Below are 17,835 nucleotides of genomic sequence, written 5' to 3'. Positions count from 1 at the left end.
GGGCGGCCCGGGATCTCGCTCGTCAGCGGCGGGGCGGACGGCCTACCCGTCCATCAGCTCCTGCATCAGGAAGGTGTATTCCAGCGCGTTGCGCCGGGCGGTCTCTTCCAGGTTCGCGGCCGCCGAGTGGCCGCCCTCGATGTTCTCGTAATACAGCACGTCCTTGCCGAGCACCTCGAGCAGGTAGGCCATCTTGCGCGCATGGGCGGGATGGACCCGGTCGTCCTTGGTCGAGGTCAGGAGGAAGAGCGGGGGATAGTCCGTTTCCGGATCGACATTGTGCAGCGGCGAGATCGAGCGCAGGAAATCGCGCTCGGCCGGGCTCTGGTCGGGGAAGCCGTACTCGTCCTGCCAGCTCGCCCCGGCGAGCAGCAGGTGGAAGCGCAGCATGTCGAGCAGCGGCACCTGGCTGATCACCGCCCCCCACAGGTCGGGGCGCTGGGTGTACATCACCCCGGTCAGCAGGCCGCCATTGGAGCCGCCCATCACGCCGAGCTGGTCGCTCGTGGTGATGCCGTCCTCGATCAGCGCCTCGGCGACCGCGATCAGGTCGTCATAGATGCGCTGGCGGTTGGTGCGAAGCCCCGCCTGGTGCCAGGCCGGGCCGAACTCGCCGCCGCCGCGGATGTTGGCGAGCACATAGGTGCCGCCGCGCTCGTACCACAGCTTGCCGGCAACGCCGGAATAGTTCGGCGTCAGGCTGACCTGGAAGCCGCCATAGGCGTAAAGCAGGGTCGGTCCCGGCTCGTCCTGCCCCTCGGGGCGCACGATGAAGTAGGGGATCATCGTGCCGTCCGCGCTCTCGGCCTCGCGCTGCTCGACGGTTATGCCTTCGGCATCGAACCAGTGCGGCAGGGATTTGACCGGCTCGAGCGACAGGCTCTCGCTGTCGACGAGATACAGCGTGTCCGGCGTGGTGAAGCCCTCGGCCTGGACGAAGGCGATGTCGGAATGATCGTCCGTGGCGGCCATGTTGATGGCGAGGTTCTGCGGGGTTTCCACCGCCTCGCTCGTCCAGCCGTCCTCGCCGAAGGTGAAGGCGGCAAGACTGCCGGTGACGTTCTCGTTGATCACCATGAACAGCCGGTCCGCCGTGGTGCCGATCCCGCCGATCGACTGGCGCGGGCCGGGCGCGTGCAGCACGTGCACGGCCGGAAGCTCCCCGGTGGCCGCGAACTCGGGCAGGGAGAAGGAGACCACGGCCCCGGCCGGATAGGTCTCGCCGCCCTCGACCGGCGTCCAGGATTCCTCGAGGCTCATCACCAGCTGCTCGCCGAACAGGGCCTGCGGGCTCGACTTGGCGGGCACCGGCAGGCGGATCGGCTCGCCGCGGGTCTCGCCGGACAGCAGCCAGTAGGTGCTCTCGAAGAAGGTCTCGGCCTCCACCGCCATGAACCAGGCCGGGCCGTCGCCGTGCTGCAGGCGGGCGGGCCAGACCCCGACATCGCTCGCATCGCCGGAGAGGATCGTCTCGGCCGCCTCGATGGGCGTGCCGCGGCTCCAGCGCTTGACCACGAAGGGATAGCCCGAGCTCGTCGTCTCCGCCGGATCGAGCGCGGTCGCGATCATCAGCGTGTCCTCGTCGATCCAGGTGGTCGACCCCTTGGTCTCCTCGACGACGAAGCCGCCGTCCACGAAGCTCTGCGTGGCGACGTCGAACTCGCGGCGCACCGCCGCGTCCGAGCCGCCGTCCGACAGGGTCAGGATGCAGCGATCGTAGGCGGGCGGCAGGCAGTCCGCCCCGCGCCAGACCCAGTTCCTGCCCTCTTCCTCGGCGAGCGCGTCGAGATCGAGGACGACCTCCCATTGCGGGCTGTCGGTGAGATAGCTCTCCAGCGTCGTCCTGCGCCACAGGCCGTGCGTGTGCTCGCTATCCTGCCAGAAATTGTACAGCGCGCCGCCGCGCACGCTGACATAGGGGATGCGCGCGTCGCTCTGCAGGATTTCCAGCGCCTCGTTGAACAGCGTGTCGTAGCGCGGATCGGCCTGCAGCCGGCCGAGCGACTTCTCGTTTGCCTCGCGCGCGAAGGTGAGGGCGGCCTCGCCCTCGACCTCTTCCAGGAAGGTCAGCGGTGTCTCGCCGTTCTGGATCGCGGTGTTCAGCGCCACGCCTTCGGCGGGCGGGTCCTGTGTCATGCCGGCTTGCTCCGTCTCGGCGGTCTCGGTCTCGGTGTCGGTTTCTGGCTGCTCGCACGCGGCGAGGGCGAGAAGGGCCGCCGAAGCGGTCAGGAATCGGCGCGCATGGCGCATGGTCTGGTCTCCCCGGTGGACGATATCGCACCATCAAACACGCCGCGGCGCCGCGCGCCAAGTCCCGTTGCCTTCAGCCGACCTCGCGCCGCGTCGGGTGCTCGAGCGGGTATTCGGCCTCGACCGGGTAGTCATTCGGTCCGCGCTTACGCTGATAGCTGGAGTGGAGATAGAAGCGGTCGGCGATGAAGGGCTCGGTCTCGAAGAGGTTCAGGCGCTGCTCGAAACCGCGCAGCTTGCCGAGATCGAGCTCCTCGCGATCGATATAGGCGATGGTCATGTGCGGCAGGTAGTTCCGCTTTTCCACGCCGACACCCACGCGCCGGGCCGCCTTGCGGCACTCGCGCGCGAGATCGTCGAGCTGCCCGGGCGCCTCCACGCCGAGCCAGAGCGAGCTCGGCTCGTCCTTCCCGAAATGGTTCGCGCCCTTCAGCTTCAGGGCGAAGGGGGCGATCTCGATGCGCGCGAGCTCGTGGTCGAGTTCCTCGATCACGGGCTCGTCGAGCTCGCCGTAGAAGGCGAGCGTGATGTGGAAATTCTCCCGCGGGCGCCATTTCGCGCCGGGCACGCCCTTGCACAGCGGCTCGACGAGGTCGGCGACCTCTTCGGGGATGGGCAGGGCGGTGAAGACGCGAAGGCTCATGACCCCCAAACCTCGCGGCGCGGACTGCGAAGTCAAGCGCCCGGCGCGCCCGGCGCGGCGAAATCCCTAGCCGGACAAGGGAATAGACGCGCGTGTCGCAGCCGGTTTTCCTTGAATTTGCCCGCGCGGCACCTGATATTCATGGGCGATGCTCGCCTCGGACCGGCGGGCCCAACAAGTGGGTATGAGAACGAACATGAACCAGTATTCGCGCACGACCTATGGCGCGCAGACGCTCGACACCTCGCGTGACGAAGGCCTGCGCAGCTTCATGCTCGGGGTCTACAACAAGATGGGCCTGGGCCTGCTGTTGTCGGCGGTCCTCGCCTACGTGGTCGGCACGGTGACGCCCGTCACCCAGCTCGTGTTCGGCACGCCGCTGCTCTACGTCGTCCAGTTCGGCCCGCTCGTCCTGCTGTTCGGCTCGATGTTCTTCATGCGCAATCCCTCCCCGCTCGGGGCGGCGGTGCTCTACTGGGCCGTCGTCTCCCTGATCGGCATGGGCCTCGGCGTGTGGGTGATGATGGCCACGGGCGGCCAGGTGGCCCAGACCCTGACCGGTGCGGTCTCGGTCACCTTCGGCACGATCGCGCAGGCCTTCGCGATCACCGCGGCGGCCTTCTTCGGCCTGTCGCTGTGGGGCTACACCACGAAGACCAACCTGCAGCCGATCGGCGCCTTCCTGGTGATGGGCATCATCGGCGTGGTGCTGATCAGCCTGATCAACGTCTTCTTCCTGGAAAGCTCCGGCCTGCAGTGGCTGATCCAGTTCGCCATTCTCGGCCTGATGGCCGGCGTGGTCGCCTGGCAGACGCAATCGCTGAAGCTGATGTACAACGAGATCGCGGGCGACGAGCGCTCGATGGCCGTGATGACCTATTACGGCGCGCTGAACCTCTACATCGCCTTCATCAACATGTTCCAGGTCATCCTGATGATGCTCGGCAACCGCGAATAGCGCGCCGCTCATCGGACCCGAAACGAAGACGCCCCGGCTCGCGCCGGGGCGTTTTTCTTTGACGGGACCCCTTCAATCGTTCGCCGCCAGGCGCACCAGCTGGCGGTCGAAGACCTTCAGGACCTGCTTGAGATCCTGGCCGCGCTTCAGGATCTGGCCCGAGGCCGCGACCACCTTGTAGGCGCCCTGGCGGCGGGCCTCGTCGGGGGTCTTCACGATTCGGTAGATCGGCACTTCGCTGGCATGGCGGAAGACGGCGAACTCGGCGCGGTCCTTCAGCCCGTCGATCGCGTAGTCGCGCCATTCCCCGGCGGCGACCATGAAGCCGTAGACCCTCAGGATCGCATCCAGCTCGGGCCTGTCGAACATGACGCCGTCCTCGCGCCGGCCGGCCATCGTTGGGATCATGACGCCTCCCGCTGGTGAGCTCTGCACGGTGGTATCCTGCCTGCTCGCGGTCAGGTTACCAACATTTCATGCAGCGCCCCATTGTCGACACATTCTGGCCCCTGACGTGCCAAACGCAAGCAGCAGTCTGGCACCTGTCGGCCGGTTCGGTAACCCAAACGCTCCGATCCTGGTTTCACAGCCCCCCCAGCCCCCCGGATCGAGCGGCTGGATCGGCCGACGCTCCTATTCGCTCACGATATCCCCTCACGAAGGCGCGCCTGCTTCCCCGGGCGCGCCTTCCCCTTTTGCGTGCCTTTCAGGATTTGGCGAGAGTCTGCCTGCTAGACCGGTGGCGCACTGGCGCGTTTCCCGCTATCGCTAGAGCCGCGCGGGGGACGGGCAGAGTTCGGCAGAGAGGGATCGGCCAGACCGCCATGATCGTCGCAGACAGGCTCGTCAAACGTTTCGGCCACCACCTGGCCGTCGACCACGTCTCCTTCAGCGTGGGGCGCGGCGAGGTTCTGGGATTTCTCGGGCCCAACGGGGCGGGCAAGTCCACCACCATGCGCATGCTGGCAGGATGCCTGGAGCCCGATGACGGGGCGGCGAGTCTCAACGGCTACGATTCCAGCCTGAAGCGGCGCGAGGCGCAGCGCTTCCTCGGCTATCTGCCGGAAGGCGCCCCGGCCTACCCGGCGATGACGCCGCGCGGCTTCGTCCGCTTCCACCTGCGCGCGCGCGGCTTCTCCGGCGCCGGGCTGAAGCGTGCCGAGACGCTCGCCCTCGACCGCGCCCGCGTCGGGGCCGCCGCCGACAAGGCGATCGCCACGCTCTCGAAGGGCTACAAGCGGCGCGCCGCGCTCGCCGCCGCGATCGCCCACGATCCGCCCATCCTCATCCTCGACGAGCCGACCGACGGGCTCGATCCGAACCAGAAGGACGGGGTGCGCTCGCTGATCCGCGAGATGGCCGCGCACAAGGCGATCATCATCTCCACCCACCTGCTCGACGAGGTCGACGCCATCTGCACGCGCGCCGCGGTGATCGCCGACGGGCGCATCCTCGCCGACGACACGCCGCAGAAGCTCGCCGAGATCGGCGAGGACGGCACGATCGGCTCGGCCTTCCGCGCCCTCACCCGCGCCGCCCACGAAAGCATCAGGGCGAAGGACACCTCCGCCATCGGGCGGAAGGAGGCGGCCGCGTGAGGGCGCTCTACGCCGTCTACCGGCGCGAGCTGGCGGCCTATTTCGAGACCCCGCTCGCCTATGTCTTCCTCGTGGTGTTCGCCTTCGCCGCGCCAAGCTTCGCCTGGCAGGTCGGGCGCCTGTTCGAGACCGGGCGCGCCGATCTCGCCCCGCTCTTCGACTACATGCCCTGGCTCCTGCTGGTGCTGATGCCCGCGCTCGCGATGCGCGCTTGGGCGGAAGAACGCGATCACGGCACGCTGGAAATGCTGCTCGCCGCGCCGATCCCGCTCTGGGCGGCGGCCGGGGGCAAGTTTTTCGCCGCCTGGACCGTCGCGGCCTGCGCGATCGCGCTCACCGCCCCGATGTGGATCGCGATGAACTATCTCGGCAATCCGGACAATGCCGCGATCGCGACGGCCTATATCGGCACGCTGCTCATCGCCGGCGGCTATCTCGCGCTCGGCCAGGCGCTCTCGGCGGTCACGGGAAACCAGGTCGTCGCCTTCGTGCTCGGCGTCGGGGCGTGCTTCCTCATCACCGTGGCGGGCCTGCCCTTCGTGCTCGACGCGCTGTCGGCGCGACTGCCCGGCGCGTTCGCCGAGGCGCTTGCCGAGCTGTCCGCCCTGGCGCGCTACGAGTCGCTGCGCCGAGGCGTGCTCTCGCTCGCCGACCTCGTCTACTTCATCAGCCTCATGGCGCTCGGCCTCGCTCTCGCCATCACCCTGATCGATGCGCGCCGGGGAGCGGGCCGATGAGTGCGCCGCGCTTCCTCGCCCTCGTCCTCGCCGGGCTGATCGCCCTGTTCGCCGGGTTCAACCTGTTCACCGGCGTGGTGCTGGATTCGGTGCGCCTCGACCTCACCGAGCGCGGCCTCTACCGGTTGAGCCCGGGCACGCTGGAGGTTCTGGAACGCATCGAGGAGCCGGTACAGCTCGATTTCGTCTACTCGCGCGAGGAGGCGGCGCGCTATCCCGCGATCCGCGCCTATGCGGCCCGGGTGCGCGAGATGCTGCGTACCATCGCGGCGCGTTCGGACGGCATGGTGCGTCTCGACGAGGTCGATCCGGAACCGTTCTCGCCCGCCGAGGACCGCGCCATCGCGGCCGGGCTCGAGCCCGTCCCGACCGAGGAGGGCGGCCAGCTCTTCTTCGGCCTCATCGGGCACAACGCGGTCGACGACCGGCGCACCGTGGCCTTCTTCGACCCGGCCGAGGAGGCCCGCCTGGAATACGAGATCGTCAGGCTCATCGCCGAACTCGACCGCGCGCGCACGCCGGTGATCGCGGTGATCTCCTCGCTGCCCTTCGCCCCGGATGCGCAGGGCGCATCCCCGAACCCGGTGATCGACGAGCTCGCCGCGGCCTACGACCTCGTCTGGCTGGACGAGACCTTCGAGGCGATCCCCGAGGCCGACGCGCTCTTCCTGCTGCACCCGCCCGCGCTCACCGAGGCGCAGACCTATCTCGTCGACCAGTTCGCGCTGCGCACCGGCCGGGTGCTCGCCGCGCTCGATCCGATGGCCCATGTCGCGCTCAAGCCCGGCCCGGACGGGCTGCCGCCGCTGCGTGCCGAGCGCGACAGCGCTCTGCCCCGCCTCCTGCCTGCCTGGGGCGCGGCCTACGATCCCACCGTCGTGGCGATGGACCGCCGCCACGGGCTGCCCGTCCAGATCAACGAGGGCGGGCGCACCCGCATGCGGGCCTATCCGCTCTGGTTCTCCGTGCCGCCAGGCGGGATGAGCACGGGCTTCCCGCCCGTCGCCGCGCTCTCGCGCGGGGTGAATGTCGGCTCGCCCGGCGTCCTGCGCCCGCTCGAGGGCGCCGCGACGGCGTTCTCCGCCATCCTCGCGACGAGCCCGGAGGGCGCGCGCCTCGACGCGGACCTCGCCGCGGGCTCGCCCTCGCCGGACGAGCTGGCCGCGATCTACCAGATCGCGCCCGACGCCCCGCTCGCGCTCGCCGCGCGGCTGTCCGGCCCGCTCGCCAGTGCCTTTCCGGACGGTCCGCCGGCCGGTGAGCTCGCCCTCGACCCGGCGGCCCATCGCGCTCGAAGCGACGGCGCGGCGGAGATCATACTGATCGCCGATGCCGACCTGTTCGATCCGGCCTTCTTCATCAATCCCGATCCGGTCCAGGGCGACCGGATCGTCGCCGACAATCTGGCCCTGATCCTCAATCTCGCCGATGCGCTCGCCGGCGATCCGGCCCTCGTCTCGCTGAGATCGCGGTCCAGCTCGGCCCGCCCGATGGTCCGGGTCGAAGACCTCAGGGCCGAGGCCGAGGCGCGCTATCTCGCCCTGCAGGAGGAACTCAGCGCCGAGCTTGCCGCCGCCGAGGCCGAGCTCGAGGCCCTGAACCGGACCGGCGCGGGCTCCGCCCTGTCCGGCGCGGCGGCCGCCGAGACCGGGCAGGCCGAGGCCCTGCGTGCCCGCATCCTGGAGGCCCGCGAACGCCTGAGGGACATCGAGCGCGGCTTCCGCGTCGAGATCGACGCCCTCGAGCGCGCCCTCCTGTTCTGGACGGTCTGGGTTCCGCCCGTGCTCGTGCTGCTCGCCGGGTTCGTCTTTCTGCTGCTACGCCGCCGGAGGCCGCGATGAGTATCACACCGGCCCGCAAACGCCTGCGCATCGCGCTCGCCCTCGCCGCGGCGGGTGTCGCCGCCCTGCTGCTCGGCATCGGCGCGGTGTGGCGCGATGCGAGCCTCACCGAGCGTCCCGGGGTCTCCGGGCCGGTCCTGCCGGACTGGCGCGAGCAGGCGGCCCTGGCGAGCCGCATCGAGATCGTCGCCCGCGACGTCCAGTTCAGCCTGCTGCGCACCGACCAGGGCTGGGTGATGCCGAGCCGCGGCGGCTATCCGGTGCGCCCCGACCGCATCGCCGAGCTCGACGCGGCGCTGTCCGGCCTGCGCTTCTCCGCCGCGATGACGCGCGATCCGGACAAGTTCGCCCGGCTCGGCCTGGTGGCGCCCGGCGAGGGCGGAGAGGCGGTGCGCCTGACCATCGCCGACGCCGAGGGACGCGTGCTGGCCGATCTGCTGATCGGGGACGAGCGCGGCGAGGACGGGCTGTACCTGCGTCCCGCCTTTTCCGAGCGCGCCTTCGCCGCCGCCGGCAGCCTGCCCGATCTCGACGCGGTCGACCGCTGGCTCGGGCTCGACTTCTTCGATCTCGACCCGGCCGGGGTCGCGCGCGCGCGCGTCCAGCCCGAGACCGGTCCGGCCTATGCGCTCGCCAAGCCGGGGCTCAGCGCGCGCAATTTCGAGCTGCGCGAGCCGCGCGGCTGGCGGCTCGTGACCTCCGGTGCCGGCAACGGCGTGGCGGTCGCCGGCGCGCGGGTGCGCTTCCGCGACGTGCGCCCGGCCGACACGCTCGAAGGCGCTCCGGTCGCGGCCCATGCCGCCGTCACGTTCGGCGGGCTCGCCTATGCCTACACCTTCCACGCGGACGCAGACGCGCGCTGGGCGCGGCTCGAGGTCAGTGCGGCCGCCGACGATGCCGCCGAGCGCGCCGCCCATTTCGACGCAAGGGCTGAGGGTTGGGCCTTCGAGGTGAGCGCGGACGCCTACGAGCGCATGACCCGGCCGCTGACCGGGCTCGCCGAGCCTAATCCGCCGCTGCCGCAGGAATAGACGCCGCGCCCAGGATCGGCCCCCCGGAGAAGGCCTGGATCAGCACGGCGCAGGCGAGATCTGCCGGGCAGGCGGTCTCGTCGAGCACCCGGTACTCGCCCCCGTCCCAGGCCGGCAGCTCGGTCAGCGCGCGGACCATGTTGAAATGCGGCATCTCCGTCCCGGCATTGTTGCCGCCCTCAATGCGCATGGTGACGAGGCCCGGCTCGTAGGCCGCGAGCCAGACTTCCGCCGGGCTCTCGCGGTCCGGGCCGGTGAAGGCGACGCTGACCGAGGACGGCGAGACGCGCGCGACCCGGGGGGCGAGCGGCACGCCGGTCTCCGCCTCCACCGCTTCGCGGATGGTTTCCGGGCGGAAGCGGAACTTCTTCGGCGCGCCGTTGATCACGAAGTGCGGGGTATAGACCCGGTGCGCCTCGCCGGCGGCGACATAGGCCTCCTGGCGCGCGTTGAATTCGGGCCGGGCATAGCGGTCTTCCCAGCCATACATGTCCCAGTAGCTGACGCCCCAGGCGAGCGCGAGCACGTCCTGGTTTTCTGAGGCGAGATCGGCGAGCAGGCGGTTGGCGTCCGGGCACATGCCGCAGCCCTGGCTGGTGAACAGCTCCACCACCACCGGCCCGCGCGCCGGGGCGGGACCGGCGGGCGGATGCTGGGCCAGCGCGAGCGCGGCGAGGATCAGGGGCCATGCGAACATGGTTCTTATTTAAGCGCGCCGCGCCGCGTTTGGAAATCACACAGGCGTTATGGGCGCGTGTGCCCGTCCGGCCAGCCGCCGATCGGGTCGCCGGGCAGGGGGCACCAGGCGGGTTCCTGCGCCAGGGGCGGAAGCTCTGCCCAGCGTGCGAAATACTCCGGGTGCGGCTCTATGCCGGTCGCGAGGATGGCATCGCGCCGCCGATGGGCCTGGTTGATGTCCAGTTCGCCAACGCTGAGACACGAGCAGCCGAACCCGTAGAAGACATTGCCCGGCAACCGCGTGCCGAGCATATGGCCGGCCTCCGGCAGGGGCGGGGAGGGTGGAAGATCATAGGTATGCAACTCACCGTCGGCGCCGAGGAAATAGGGTGTCTCCTCCTCCGCGAGGAAGGCCGTCGCGAACAACGGCGTGCGATAGAGCACGGCCATCACCGGCTGGGTGATCTGCGCCACCGTGCCGTAGGGGAAATAGCCGCTCCAGTTCAGCCCCCAGCTCAGCCAGACGAAGAACAGCAGCGCGGCTTCCGTGATCCGCCAGCCGAGCCGAGGGCGCCGCCGCGGCACCAGGAAGACCCCGACCCAGGCAAGGGTGAGCAGGAGGAAGGCCCAGCCGAACATCTCCAGCAGCGAAGTGCCCCACTGATAGCCGTGCATCCAGAAGCGCTGGCGCGCGCCGCAGGTGAAGCTCGCGTCGATGAAGATGTGGAGCAGCCGCCAGAGCAGCGCGAAGATCACCAGGAAACCGAGAAACGCCCCGTCGACCGCGGATTCGAAGAACGCCCCGGCCTCGCGCCGCCTGATCCGTCTGCGCATTCGCCTCATGCGCTCAATCTAGCGCTGTCGCCACCTGAGGCGCCAGGAAAATCGGCTCAATACGGTTTCAGATCGGCGCTCTGGCTTCTCATCGCCGGCACGCAGACGCGCTGCCCGATCCGTTCACGGAAGTCCTCGATCGCCCAGCGGACGCTGGGGAAGGCGAGCCGGTCGTAGGGAATGTCCTCGAAGCCGAAGAAGCCGACCGCCTCGCTCTCCGGCCCGGCGGCGATGCCCGGCTCGGCGAGCCTGGCCCGGAAGAAAATCTGCACCTGGCTGATGCGCGGGACGGAATAGATGCCCAGCAGGTCGACGATCTCGATCCTGGCGCGCGTCTCCTCGAAGGCCTCGCGCCGCGCGGCCTCCTCGACCGTCTCGCCTTCTTCCATGTAGCCGGCCGGAAGCGTCCAGAAGCCGGAGCGCGGCTCGATCGCCCGGCGCGCCATCAGGATGCGGCCCTGCCCGTCGCTCACCACCGCGCCGGCGACGAGCTTGGGATTGACATAGTCGATGAAGCCGCAGGTGCGGCAGATGCGCCGTATGCGGTCGTCGCCCTCGGGGACTTCGCTTTTGAAATCAATCGAGTGGTCGGTCATGGCCCGTCCTGCCGTCCTTCGCGCCGCTCCGCCATTTTCCGTGCGCAGACAAATTTGACATTGATTTGTGACAATTCCCAGCTAGCGTACCCGTCATTCCGTCACCGGACAGTGGGGAAAACTATGTCCGATGAAGCCCGTTTCGACCTGTCGGCCTCGCCGGGCCACCTGCTGCACAGGGCCCAGCAATTCGCCGCGGACCGCTTCAACGAGGCCACCGGCGGGGTGCAGATCACCCAGCGCCAGTTCGCGGTGCTCACCGCGGTCGCCGAGGAGGAAGGCCTGACGCAGACCCAGCTCGTGCGGGCGACCGGCATCGACCGCTCGACACTCGCCGAACTCGTCGCGCGCATGGCCGCCAAGGGCCTGCTGCTGCGCGAGCGCGCGCCCGGCGATGCGCGGGCCAATTCGGTGCGCTTCACCGACGAGGGCCGCAAGCTCTACGAGACGGCGCTCGCCGGGGCGAAGGCGGCCGACGAGGCGATTCTCTCTGCCCTGCCCAAGGGCAAGCGCGCGAATTTCGTCGAGAGCCTGACACGCATCGCCCGCACGATCGAACTCGACGAGGAAGCGCTGAAGGCCGAGGCCAAGAAGGCCAGGAAGAAGGCCGAGGCCAAGGACAAGAAGAAGAAGTCCAAGGACAAGAAGAAAAAGAAGAAATAGGTTTCAGCCGGCCGCGGCCGCGCGTGCCAGCGCCGCCTGCCACTCATCCTCGAAATGCCGGATCCAGACCGGTTCGGACAGCGCCCCGCGCCAGCGCGCGCGCACGACTCCGGCCTCGTCCACCAGGAAGGTTTCCGGCGCGCCGGTCAGGCCGAGTTCCAGCCCGGCCCGGCCCTCGGGGTCGGCCATCAGCGCCGTGAACGGATTGCCGAGCTCGTCGAGAAACCCGATCGCGTCGACCGGATCGTCCTTGTAGACGATGCCGTAGATCGGCTTTCCCTCCGCATCGAGCTGCATCAGGAAGGGATGCTCGACCCGGCAGGGCGGGCACCAGCTTGCCCACACATTGAGCAGGTATGGCCCCTCGATGTCCTCCGGCTCGAAGCCGGGATAGGGGCCGGCGAAGTCCTGCAGGGGCAGGGCCGGCAGGGGTTCGTCCTTGAGCGGATCGGACGCCTCGGGGGCCGGCGCGAGCAGGGCGATCGCGAAGATCGCGACCAGCAGGGCGATCGAGCCCAGAGGCGCCCACAGCAGGACCCGGCTCATGGCGCATGCCCCGTCTTGCCGCTGTCGGGCGCATCGCCCCGGGCGAGCGGATCTTCGCCCCCGAGGGAGTCCCGCGCCGCGCTGGCCTGGATGCGCGCAAGCCGCGCCCGTGCCCGCGCGCGCCCGGAGAGCGCCCACCAGACGAGCCCGCCCGCGGCGAGCGCGGTCAGGCCATAGCTCGTCCAGACGAAACCGGCATAGCCGTCCATGGCGAGAAACTCGATCATGCCCCGGCCTCCCGCGCGACCGCCTCGAGCCTGCGCTCGCGCGCGCGCTCCAGCGCCTCGGCGCGGCGCGTCAGCAGCAGGGTCCGCATGCGGACGAGGATCAGCGTGGCCAGCAGCATCGTGAAGGCGAGCGCCATCACCGAGAGCGGCCAGAGCTTGCTGGCATGGATCGTCGGCCCGTCGAGGCGGAACACGCTGGCCGGCTGGTGCAGCGTGTTCCACCAGTCCACGGAGAACTTGATGACCGGCAGGTTGATCAGCCCCGCCATCGCGAGGATCGCTCCGGCGCGCGCGGCGAGGCGCTCGTCCTCCAGCGCCGCGCGCAGGGCCATGTAGCCGAGATAGAGCAGCAGCAGCACCAGCATCGAGGTCAGGCGTGCATCCCACACCCACCAGGCCCCCCAGGTCGGCTTTCCCCACAGCGCGCCGGTGACGAGGCAGAGCGCGGTGAACACCGCCCCGACCGGGGCGATGGCGCGCGCGGCGAGATCGGCGAGGTTATGGCGCCAGACGAAATAGACGAAGCTCGCCACGCCGAGGCCGGCATAGGCGGCGAGCCCGAGCCAGGCGGCCGGCACGTGGACATACATGATGCGCACCGTCTCCGACTGCTGGTAGTCGGGCGGGCTGAACGCGAGCGCCCAGGGCAGGCCGGCCGCGAACAGCAGCACGGTCAGGCTCCAGCCCCACGGGATGAGCGCGCGGGCGAGCCGGTCGAAGCGTTCGGGATTGGCGAGATAGCTGATCATCTGTCCGCCGACTTAAGACCGCGGCACGGCGAGGGCAAGCGTCATGCGGCCGCAGCTATTCCAGGCGCGCCTTCAGAGCCGCGGCGATTCCCGCCGGGGCGAGGACGAGGGCGGCAAGGGAGACCGCGGCGGCGAGCATCAGGTTCGCCCCGGCCGTTCCGGTCTGGTCGAGCGCGGCGCGCCCGGCCCCGGCGGCGAACACGAGCAGCGGCACCTGCAGCGGGGCGGCGATGAGCGCGATGAGCAGGCCGGCCCGCTTCACCCCGGCCGCGAGCGCCCCGGCGAAGCCGGCGAGCAGGGCGAGGCCCGGCGCGGCCAGCGCGAGCCCGAGCGCGAGCACGAGGCTCGCCTCCACGCTCATGCCGTAGGCGATTCCGGCGAGCGCCGCGATGACCGGGGCGGGCCAGAATACGGCCAGGGCGAAGGCGAGTGTCTTGGCCAGGCACACCAGGGTGAAGCCCTGTCCGGAGAGCAGGTAGAGCTCCAGCGTGCCGTCGGCGGCGTCCTCCCCGAACAGGCGCTCCGAGCTCTGCAGGGTGGAGAGCAGCATGGCGAACGCGATGATGCCGGGCGCCGCGGCGGTGAGGATCTCCGGCGCCGGACCGATGGCGAGCGGGGCGAGGCTGAGGGCGGCGAGATTGAACGCGGCCGGCCCGGCCGCGCCGCCCCCGCCCGCCCAGGCGAGGCGCATTTCGCGCGCGAAGAGGGCCAGCAGCGGGTTCATGCGCCGAGCTCCAGCACCTGCGCCCGGGTCCAGCCGAGATCGACATGGGTCGCGGAGACCACCGCCCCGCCTTGCGCGCAGTGGCGCTCCACGGCGCGCGCCAAGAGGGTCCGTCCGCGCGCATCGAGCGGAGCGGCGGGCTCGTCGAGCAGCCAGAGCCTGCGCCCGGACAGCAGGACGCGGGCGAGCGCGACGCGCCGGCGCTGGCCGGCCGAGAGCCGGTCGCAGCCGCGGCGGGAAAGATGGGCGATGGCATAGCTCGCCATCGCGTCCTCGACCGCCATCGCGTCCGCGCCGAACAGCTTCGCCCAGAAGCCCAGTGCCTCCCCGACCGTCTCGGCGGGTTTCAGCCCGTCGGCATGGCCCAGGAACGCGACCTCGCCTGCCTCCACGCGGGTGATCGACCCGGCCGCCGGGCGCACCAGACCGGCGAGCGCGCGCAGGAGCGTGGTCTTGCCCGACCCGTTGGGCCCGTGAACGATCAGCGCCTCGCCGGGCGCGACCGCGAGACCGATGCCCGTCAGCAGCGTGCGACCGCCGCGCTCCAGCGACACGCCGGCGGCGGAGATCAGGGCAGGGGCGGGCGCGGTCGTCATGGCCGAGCGATTACGCGATTGTTCCCGAAAGGGCAAACGGTCCACGGCCTACCGCCGGCGCTTCGCCTGCCGCTTGCGCCGGGGGTGCCTGTACCGGAAAGCCGCTGCCGGACGCCGCTGGCCAGCCTGCCGGTCTCCTGTGCCGGCGCCCTTCTTCCGAGAATGACATTCATCCGCAATCACAGCCTGATCATGGGACGCGCGGCGCATTGCGGCAGGCCCGCTGTGGCGCTAAAACGCGCGCGAACCGTTACGACCAAGGCCGGATGGACACCGCGTCGCTCCGGCGTATCTGTCACGCGCGAGACGCGGCACCCCCGCCGCGCCCTCGCGCACCAGGCAAGGACAAGGACCGATCATGGCATCTCTGGACAGCTTCAAGTGCCGCCGCGAACTCGAAGTGGACGGCAAGACCTACACCTATTTCGACCTCACGCAGGCGGAGAAGAACGGTCTGTCCGGCGTCTCGAAGCTGCCCTACACGCTGAAGGTCCTGCTGGAGAACCTGTTGCGCTTCGAGGACGGAAAGACGGTCACCAGGGCCGATATCGAGGCGATCGCGGCCTGGACCGAGACCGGCAGGAGCGATCACGAGATTGCCTACCGCCCGGCGCGCGTGCTGATGCAGGACTTCACCGGCGTGCCGGCAGTGGTGGACCTCGCCGCCATGCGCGACGCGACCCGGCAGCTCGGCGGCGATCCCAGGGACGTCAATCCGCTGGTCCCGGTCGATCTCGTCATCGACCACTCGGTGATGGTCGATGTCTTCGGCACCGCCGACGCGTTCAAGAAGAACGTGGAGCGCGAGTACGAGCGTAACGGCGAGCGCTACAAGTTCCTGAAATGGGGCGCGAGCGCGTTCGACAATTTCCGCGTCGTCCCGCCGGGCACCGGCATCTGCCACCAGGTCAATCTCGAATATCTCGCCCAGACGGTCTGGACCAAGGACGAGGACGGGACGACCTACGCCTATCCCGACACGCTGGTGGGCACCGACAGCCACACCACCATGGTCAACGGCCTCGCCGTGCTCGGCTGGGGTGTCGGCGGCATCGAGGCGGAAGCGGCCATGCTCGGCCAGCCGGTCTCCATGCTCATCCCGGAAGTGGTCGGCTTCAAGCTGACCGGGCGCCTGCCCGAGGGCGCGACGGCGACCGACCTCGTGCTCACCGTCACCCAGATGCTCCGCAAGAAGGGCGTCGTCGGCAAGTTTGTCGAGTTCTACGGGCCGGGCCTCGACCATCTCTCGCTGGAGGATTCCGCGACCATCGCCAACATGGCACCCGAATACGGCGCGACCTGCGGCTTTTTCCCGGTCGACAACGAGACGATCGACTATCTGCGCTCCACCGGCCGCGATGAGTCCCGCGTCAAGCTGGTCGAGGCCTATGCCAGGGCGCAGGACATGTTCCGCCCGGCGCGCACGACCGACCCGGTCTATACCGACACGCTCGAACTCGACCTCTCCACGGTCGAACCGTCCCTCGCCGGCCCGAAGCGCCCGCAGGATCGCGTCGCGCTGAAGGATGCCGCCGACGCCTTCGCCACCGAGCTCGACCGCGAGTTCGGCAAGCTCGAGGACGGCAATCGCCGCGTCGAGGTGGAAGGCGAGACCTATTCGATCGGCCACGGCGACGTCGTGATCGCCGCGATCACCTCGTGCACCAACACGTCGAACCCGTCCGTCATGCTCGGCGCCGGCCTGGTGGCGCGCAACGCCCTGAAGCGCGGGCTCACCGTGAAGCCCTGGGTGAAGACCTCGCTCGCCCCGGGCTCCCAGGTCGTGACCGACTATCTCGCCAAGGCGGGCCTGCAGGATGATCTCGACGCGCTCGGCTTCCAGCTCGTGGGCTATGGCTGCACGACCTGCATCGGCAATTCCGGCCCGCTGCCGGAGAAGATCTCGAAAGCCATCGCCGAGGGCGACCTCGTGGCGACCTCTGTGCTTTCGGGCAACCGCAATTTCGAGGGCCGCGTGAACCCGGACGTGCGCGCGAACTATCTCGCCTCCCCGCCGCTCGTGGTCGCCTACGCCATCGCCGGCACGATGAACATCAACCTCGCCGAGGATCCGATCGGGTACGACGAGGACAACCAGCCGGTCTATCTGAAGGACATCTGGCCCTCGTCCGCGGAGATCGCGGAAACGGTACGCGAGGCGGTCACGCCCGAGATGTTCGCCGAGCGCTATGCCGACGTCTTCAAGGGCGAGGAGCAGTGGCAGAAGATCGAGACCGCCGGCGGGCTCACCTATGACTGGCCGGAGAGCACCTATGTCGCCAACCCGCCCTTCTTCGAGGGGATGACGATGGACGTCACCCCGCCGAAGGACGTTTCGGATGCGCGCATCCTCGGCCTGTTCGGGGATTCCATCACCACCGACCACATCTCCCCGGCCGGTTCGATCAAGGCCTCGAGCCCGGCGGGCCGGTATCTCCAGGAGCACGGCGTGGAGCCGCGCGAGTTCAACTCCTACGGCGCGCGCCGCGGCAATCACGAGGTGATGATGCGCGGCACCTTCGCCAATATCCGCATCAAGAACCAGATGGTGCCGGGCGTGGAAGGCGGGGTCACCGTGCACTACCCCTCCGGCGAGCAGATGCCGATCTACGACGCGGCGATGAAGTACCAGTCCGAGGGCCGGTCCCTGGTGGTGTTCGGCGGCAAGGAATACGGCACCGGCTCCTCGCGCGACTGGGCGGCGAAGGGCACGCGCCTGCTCGGCGTCAAGGCCGTGGTCGCGGAGAGCTTCGAGCGCATTCACCGCTCCAACCTGATCGGCATGGGCGTCGTCCCGCTCGTCTTCCGGAACGGCGAGAGCTGGGAGAGCCTCGGCATCACCGGCAAGGAGACGGTCTCGCTCGAGGGTATCGAGGGCCTCTCCCCGCGCGGCACGGTGAAGATGACCGTGACGTTCGAGGACGGCTCGACGAAGACCACCGAACTCATGGCCCGGATCGATACCGAGAACGAGCTCGACTACGTCAACAATGGCGGCATCCTGCACTACGTGCTGAGGCAGCGCGCGGCGGCGTAGTCCACGGCCCTGTCATCCCCCGGCGATGCGCAGCATCGGCCGGGGGACCCAGGTCGTAACTTCGACGCGGCACACCTTATCCCCGGAGAGGCATGGGCGGCCCGGTCAAGCCGGGCCATGACAGGGG

Annotated in this window: 18 protein-coding genes; 7 read left to right on the top strand and 11 right to left on the bottom strand. The window is 69.6% G+C overall.

Translation table 11 applies throughout. The features are described 5' to 3' along the window. Nucleotides 1–42 precede the first annotated feature (42 nt). Both JW792_RS10745 and thpR read right to left on the bottom strand, forming a co-directional pair. Nucleotides 43–2,250 (bottom strand): prolyl oligopeptidase family serine peptidase, encoded by a 2,208-nt coding sequence (locus tag JW792_RS10745; RefSeq protein ID WP_135995845.1) that lies wholly within the window; start codon nucleotides 2,248–2,250, stop codon nucleotides 43–45. A gap of 73 nt (nucleotides 2,251–2,323) precedes the next feature. Beyond that, complete coding sequence (thpR, locus tag JW792_RS10740) at nucleotides 2,324–2,893, bottom strand: RNA 2',3'-cyclic phosphodiesterase (protein WP_135995846.1); 570 nt, start codon at nucleotides 2,891–2,893, stop codon at nucleotides 2,324–2,326. A gap of 196 nt (nucleotides 2,894–3,089) precedes the next feature. Here thpR and JW792_RS10735 point away from each other — a divergent pair, with 196 nt between their 5' ends. Continuing rightward, nucleotides 3,090–3,851, top strand: coding sequence for a Bax inhibitor-1/YccA family protein (locus JW792_RS10735; protein ID WP_135995847.1), 762 nt, complete (start codon nucleotides 3,090–3,092; stop codon nucleotides 3,849–3,851). A gap of 72 nt (nucleotides 3,852–3,923) precedes the next feature. Here the strand turns inward: JW792_RS10735 and JW792_RS10730 are convergent, their stop codons facing one another. After that, nucleotides 3,924–4,259 (bottom strand): DUF2794 domain-containing protein, encoded by a 336-nt coding sequence (locus JW792_RS10730; protein ID WP_135995848.1) that lies wholly within the window; start codon nucleotides 4,257–4,259, stop codon nucleotides 3,924–3,926. A gap of 416 nt (nucleotides 4,260–4,675) precedes the next feature. On the opposite strand from JW792_RS10730, the gene JW792_RS10725 reads away from it, so the two are divergent. Genes JW792_RS10725 through JW792_RS10710 form a run of 4 tightly spaced genes read left to right on the top strand, consistent with a single transcriptional unit; the run spans nucleotide 4,676 to nucleotide 9,058 of the window. Beyond that, nucleotides 4,676–5,449, top strand: a complete 774-nt coding sequence (locus JW792_RS10725; protein WP_135995849.1) for an ABC transporter ATP-binding protein — start codon at nucleotides 4,676–4,678, stop codon at nucleotides 5,447–5,449. Then, nucleotides 5,446–6,186, top strand: coding sequence for an ABC transporter permease (locus JW792_RS10720; RefSeq protein ID WP_135995850.1), 741 nt, complete (start codon nucleotides 5,446–5,448; stop codon nucleotides 6,184–6,186). Before JW792_RS10725 ends, JW792_RS10720 begins: the two co-directional genes overlap by 4 nt. Beyond that, nucleotides 6,183–8,027: a GldG family protein gene (locus tag JW792_RS10715; protein ID WP_135995851.1), complete on the top strand. Its 1,845-nt coding sequence runs from the start codon at nucleotides 6,183–6,185 to the stop codon at nucleotides 8,025–8,027. The genes JW792_RS10720 and JW792_RS10715 overlap by 4 nt, the downstream gene beginning before the upstream one ends. Continuing rightward, nucleotides 8,024–9,058 carry a DUF4340 domain-containing protein gene (locus tag JW792_RS10710; RefSeq protein ID WP_135995852.1) on the top strand — a complete coding sequence of 345 codons (1,035 nt, stop codon included), beginning with the start codon at nucleotides 8,024–8,026 and terminating at the stop codon, nucleotides 9,056–9,058. The genes JW792_RS10715 and JW792_RS10710 overlap by 4 nt, the downstream gene beginning before the upstream one ends. Here the strand turns inward: JW792_RS10710 and JW792_RS10705 are convergent. From JW792_RS10705 to JW792_RS10695, 3 genes are read right to left on the bottom strand one after another with little or no spacing between them, the layout of a single operon-like run. Next, nucleotides 9,033–9,755, bottom strand: a complete 723-nt coding sequence (locus JW792_RS10705) for a DUF1223 domain-containing protein (protein WP_135995853.1) — start codon at nucleotides 9,753–9,755, stop codon at nucleotides 9,033–9,035. The genes JW792_RS10710 and JW792_RS10705 overlap by 26 nt on opposite strands. Nucleotides 9,756–9,802: 47 nt before the next feature. Continuing rightward, complete coding sequence (locus JW792_RS10700; protein WP_135995854.1) at nucleotides 9,803–10,570, bottom strand: hypothetical protein; 768 nt, start codon at nucleotides 10,568–10,570, stop codon at nucleotides 9,803–9,805. A 56-nt stretch (nucleotides 10,571–10,626) separates the two neighbouring features. Next, nucleotides 10,627–11,166: an NUDIX hydrolase gene (locus JW792_RS10695; protein WP_135995855.1), complete on the bottom strand. Its 540-nt coding sequence runs from the start codon at nucleotides 11,164–11,166 to the stop codon at nucleotides 10,627–10,629. 123 nt (nucleotides 11,167–11,289) lie between these two features. Here JW792_RS10695 and JW792_RS10690 point away from each other — a divergent pair, with 123 nt between their 5' ends. Continuing rightward, on the top strand, nucleotides 11,290–11,829 hold the full coding sequence (locus JW792_RS10690; protein WP_135995856.1) for a MarR family winged helix-turn-helix transcriptional regulator: 540 nt from the start codon (nucleotides 11,290–11,292) through the stop codon (nucleotides 11,827–11,829). Nucleotides 11,830–11,832: 3 nt separating this feature from the next. Here the strand turns inward: JW792_RS10690 and JW792_RS10685 are convergent, their stop codons facing one another. Genes JW792_RS10685 through ccmA form a run of 5 tightly spaced genes read right to left on the bottom strand, consistent with a single transcriptional unit; the run spans nucleotide 11,833 to nucleotide 14,671 of the window. Continuing rightward, a complete protein-coding gene (locus JW792_RS10685) occupies nucleotides 11,833–12,375 on the bottom strand; it encodes a DsbE family thiol:disulfide interchange protein (RefSeq protein ID WP_135995857.1) in 543 nt (180 codons plus the stop codon). Beyond that, nucleotides 12,372–12,602, bottom strand: coding sequence for a heme exporter protein CcmD (gene ccmD / locus JW792_RS10680; protein ID WP_135995858.1), 231 nt, complete (start codon nucleotides 12,600–12,602; stop codon nucleotides 12,372–12,374). Before ccmD ends, JW792_RS10685 begins: the two co-directional genes overlap by 4 nt. After that, nucleotides 12,599–13,351, bottom strand: a complete 753-nt coding sequence (locus JW792_RS10675) for a heme ABC transporter permease (protein WP_135995859.1) — start codon at nucleotides 13,349–13,351, stop codon at nucleotides 12,599–12,601. Before JW792_RS10675 ends, ccmD begins: the two co-directional genes overlap by 4 nt. Before the next feature lie 55 nt (nucleotides 13,352–13,406). Further along, a complete protein-coding gene (locus JW792_RS10670) occupies nucleotides 13,407–14,075 on the bottom strand; it encodes a heme exporter protein CcmB (protein WP_135995860.1) in 669 nt (222 codons plus the stop codon). Further along, on the bottom strand, nucleotides 14,072–14,671 hold the full coding sequence (gene ccmA, locus JW792_RS10665) for a heme ABC exporter ATP-binding protein CcmA (RefSeq protein ID WP_135995861.1): 600 nt from the start codon (nucleotides 14,669–14,671) through the stop codon (nucleotides 14,072–14,074). The genes JW792_RS10670 and ccmA overlap by 4 nt, the downstream gene beginning before the upstream one ends. A 358-nt stretch (nucleotides 14,672–15,029) precedes the next feature. Here ccmA and acnA point away from each other — a divergent pair, with 358 nt between their 5' ends. Then, entirely contained in the window at nucleotides 15,030–17,708 is a 2,679-nt protein-coding gene (acnA, locus tag JW792_RS10660; protein ID WP_192900972.1) for an aconitate hydratase AcnA, read from the top strand. Nucleotides 17,709–17,835: the final 127 nt, after the last annotated feature.

It is taken from the genome of Marinicauda algicola, from assembly GCF_017161425.1.
GTDB lineage: Bacteria > Pseudomonadota > Alphaproteobacteria > Caulobacterales > Maricaulaceae > Marinicauda > Marinicauda algicola.
This window is presented reverse-complemented; position numbering and strand designations above follow the sequence as displayed.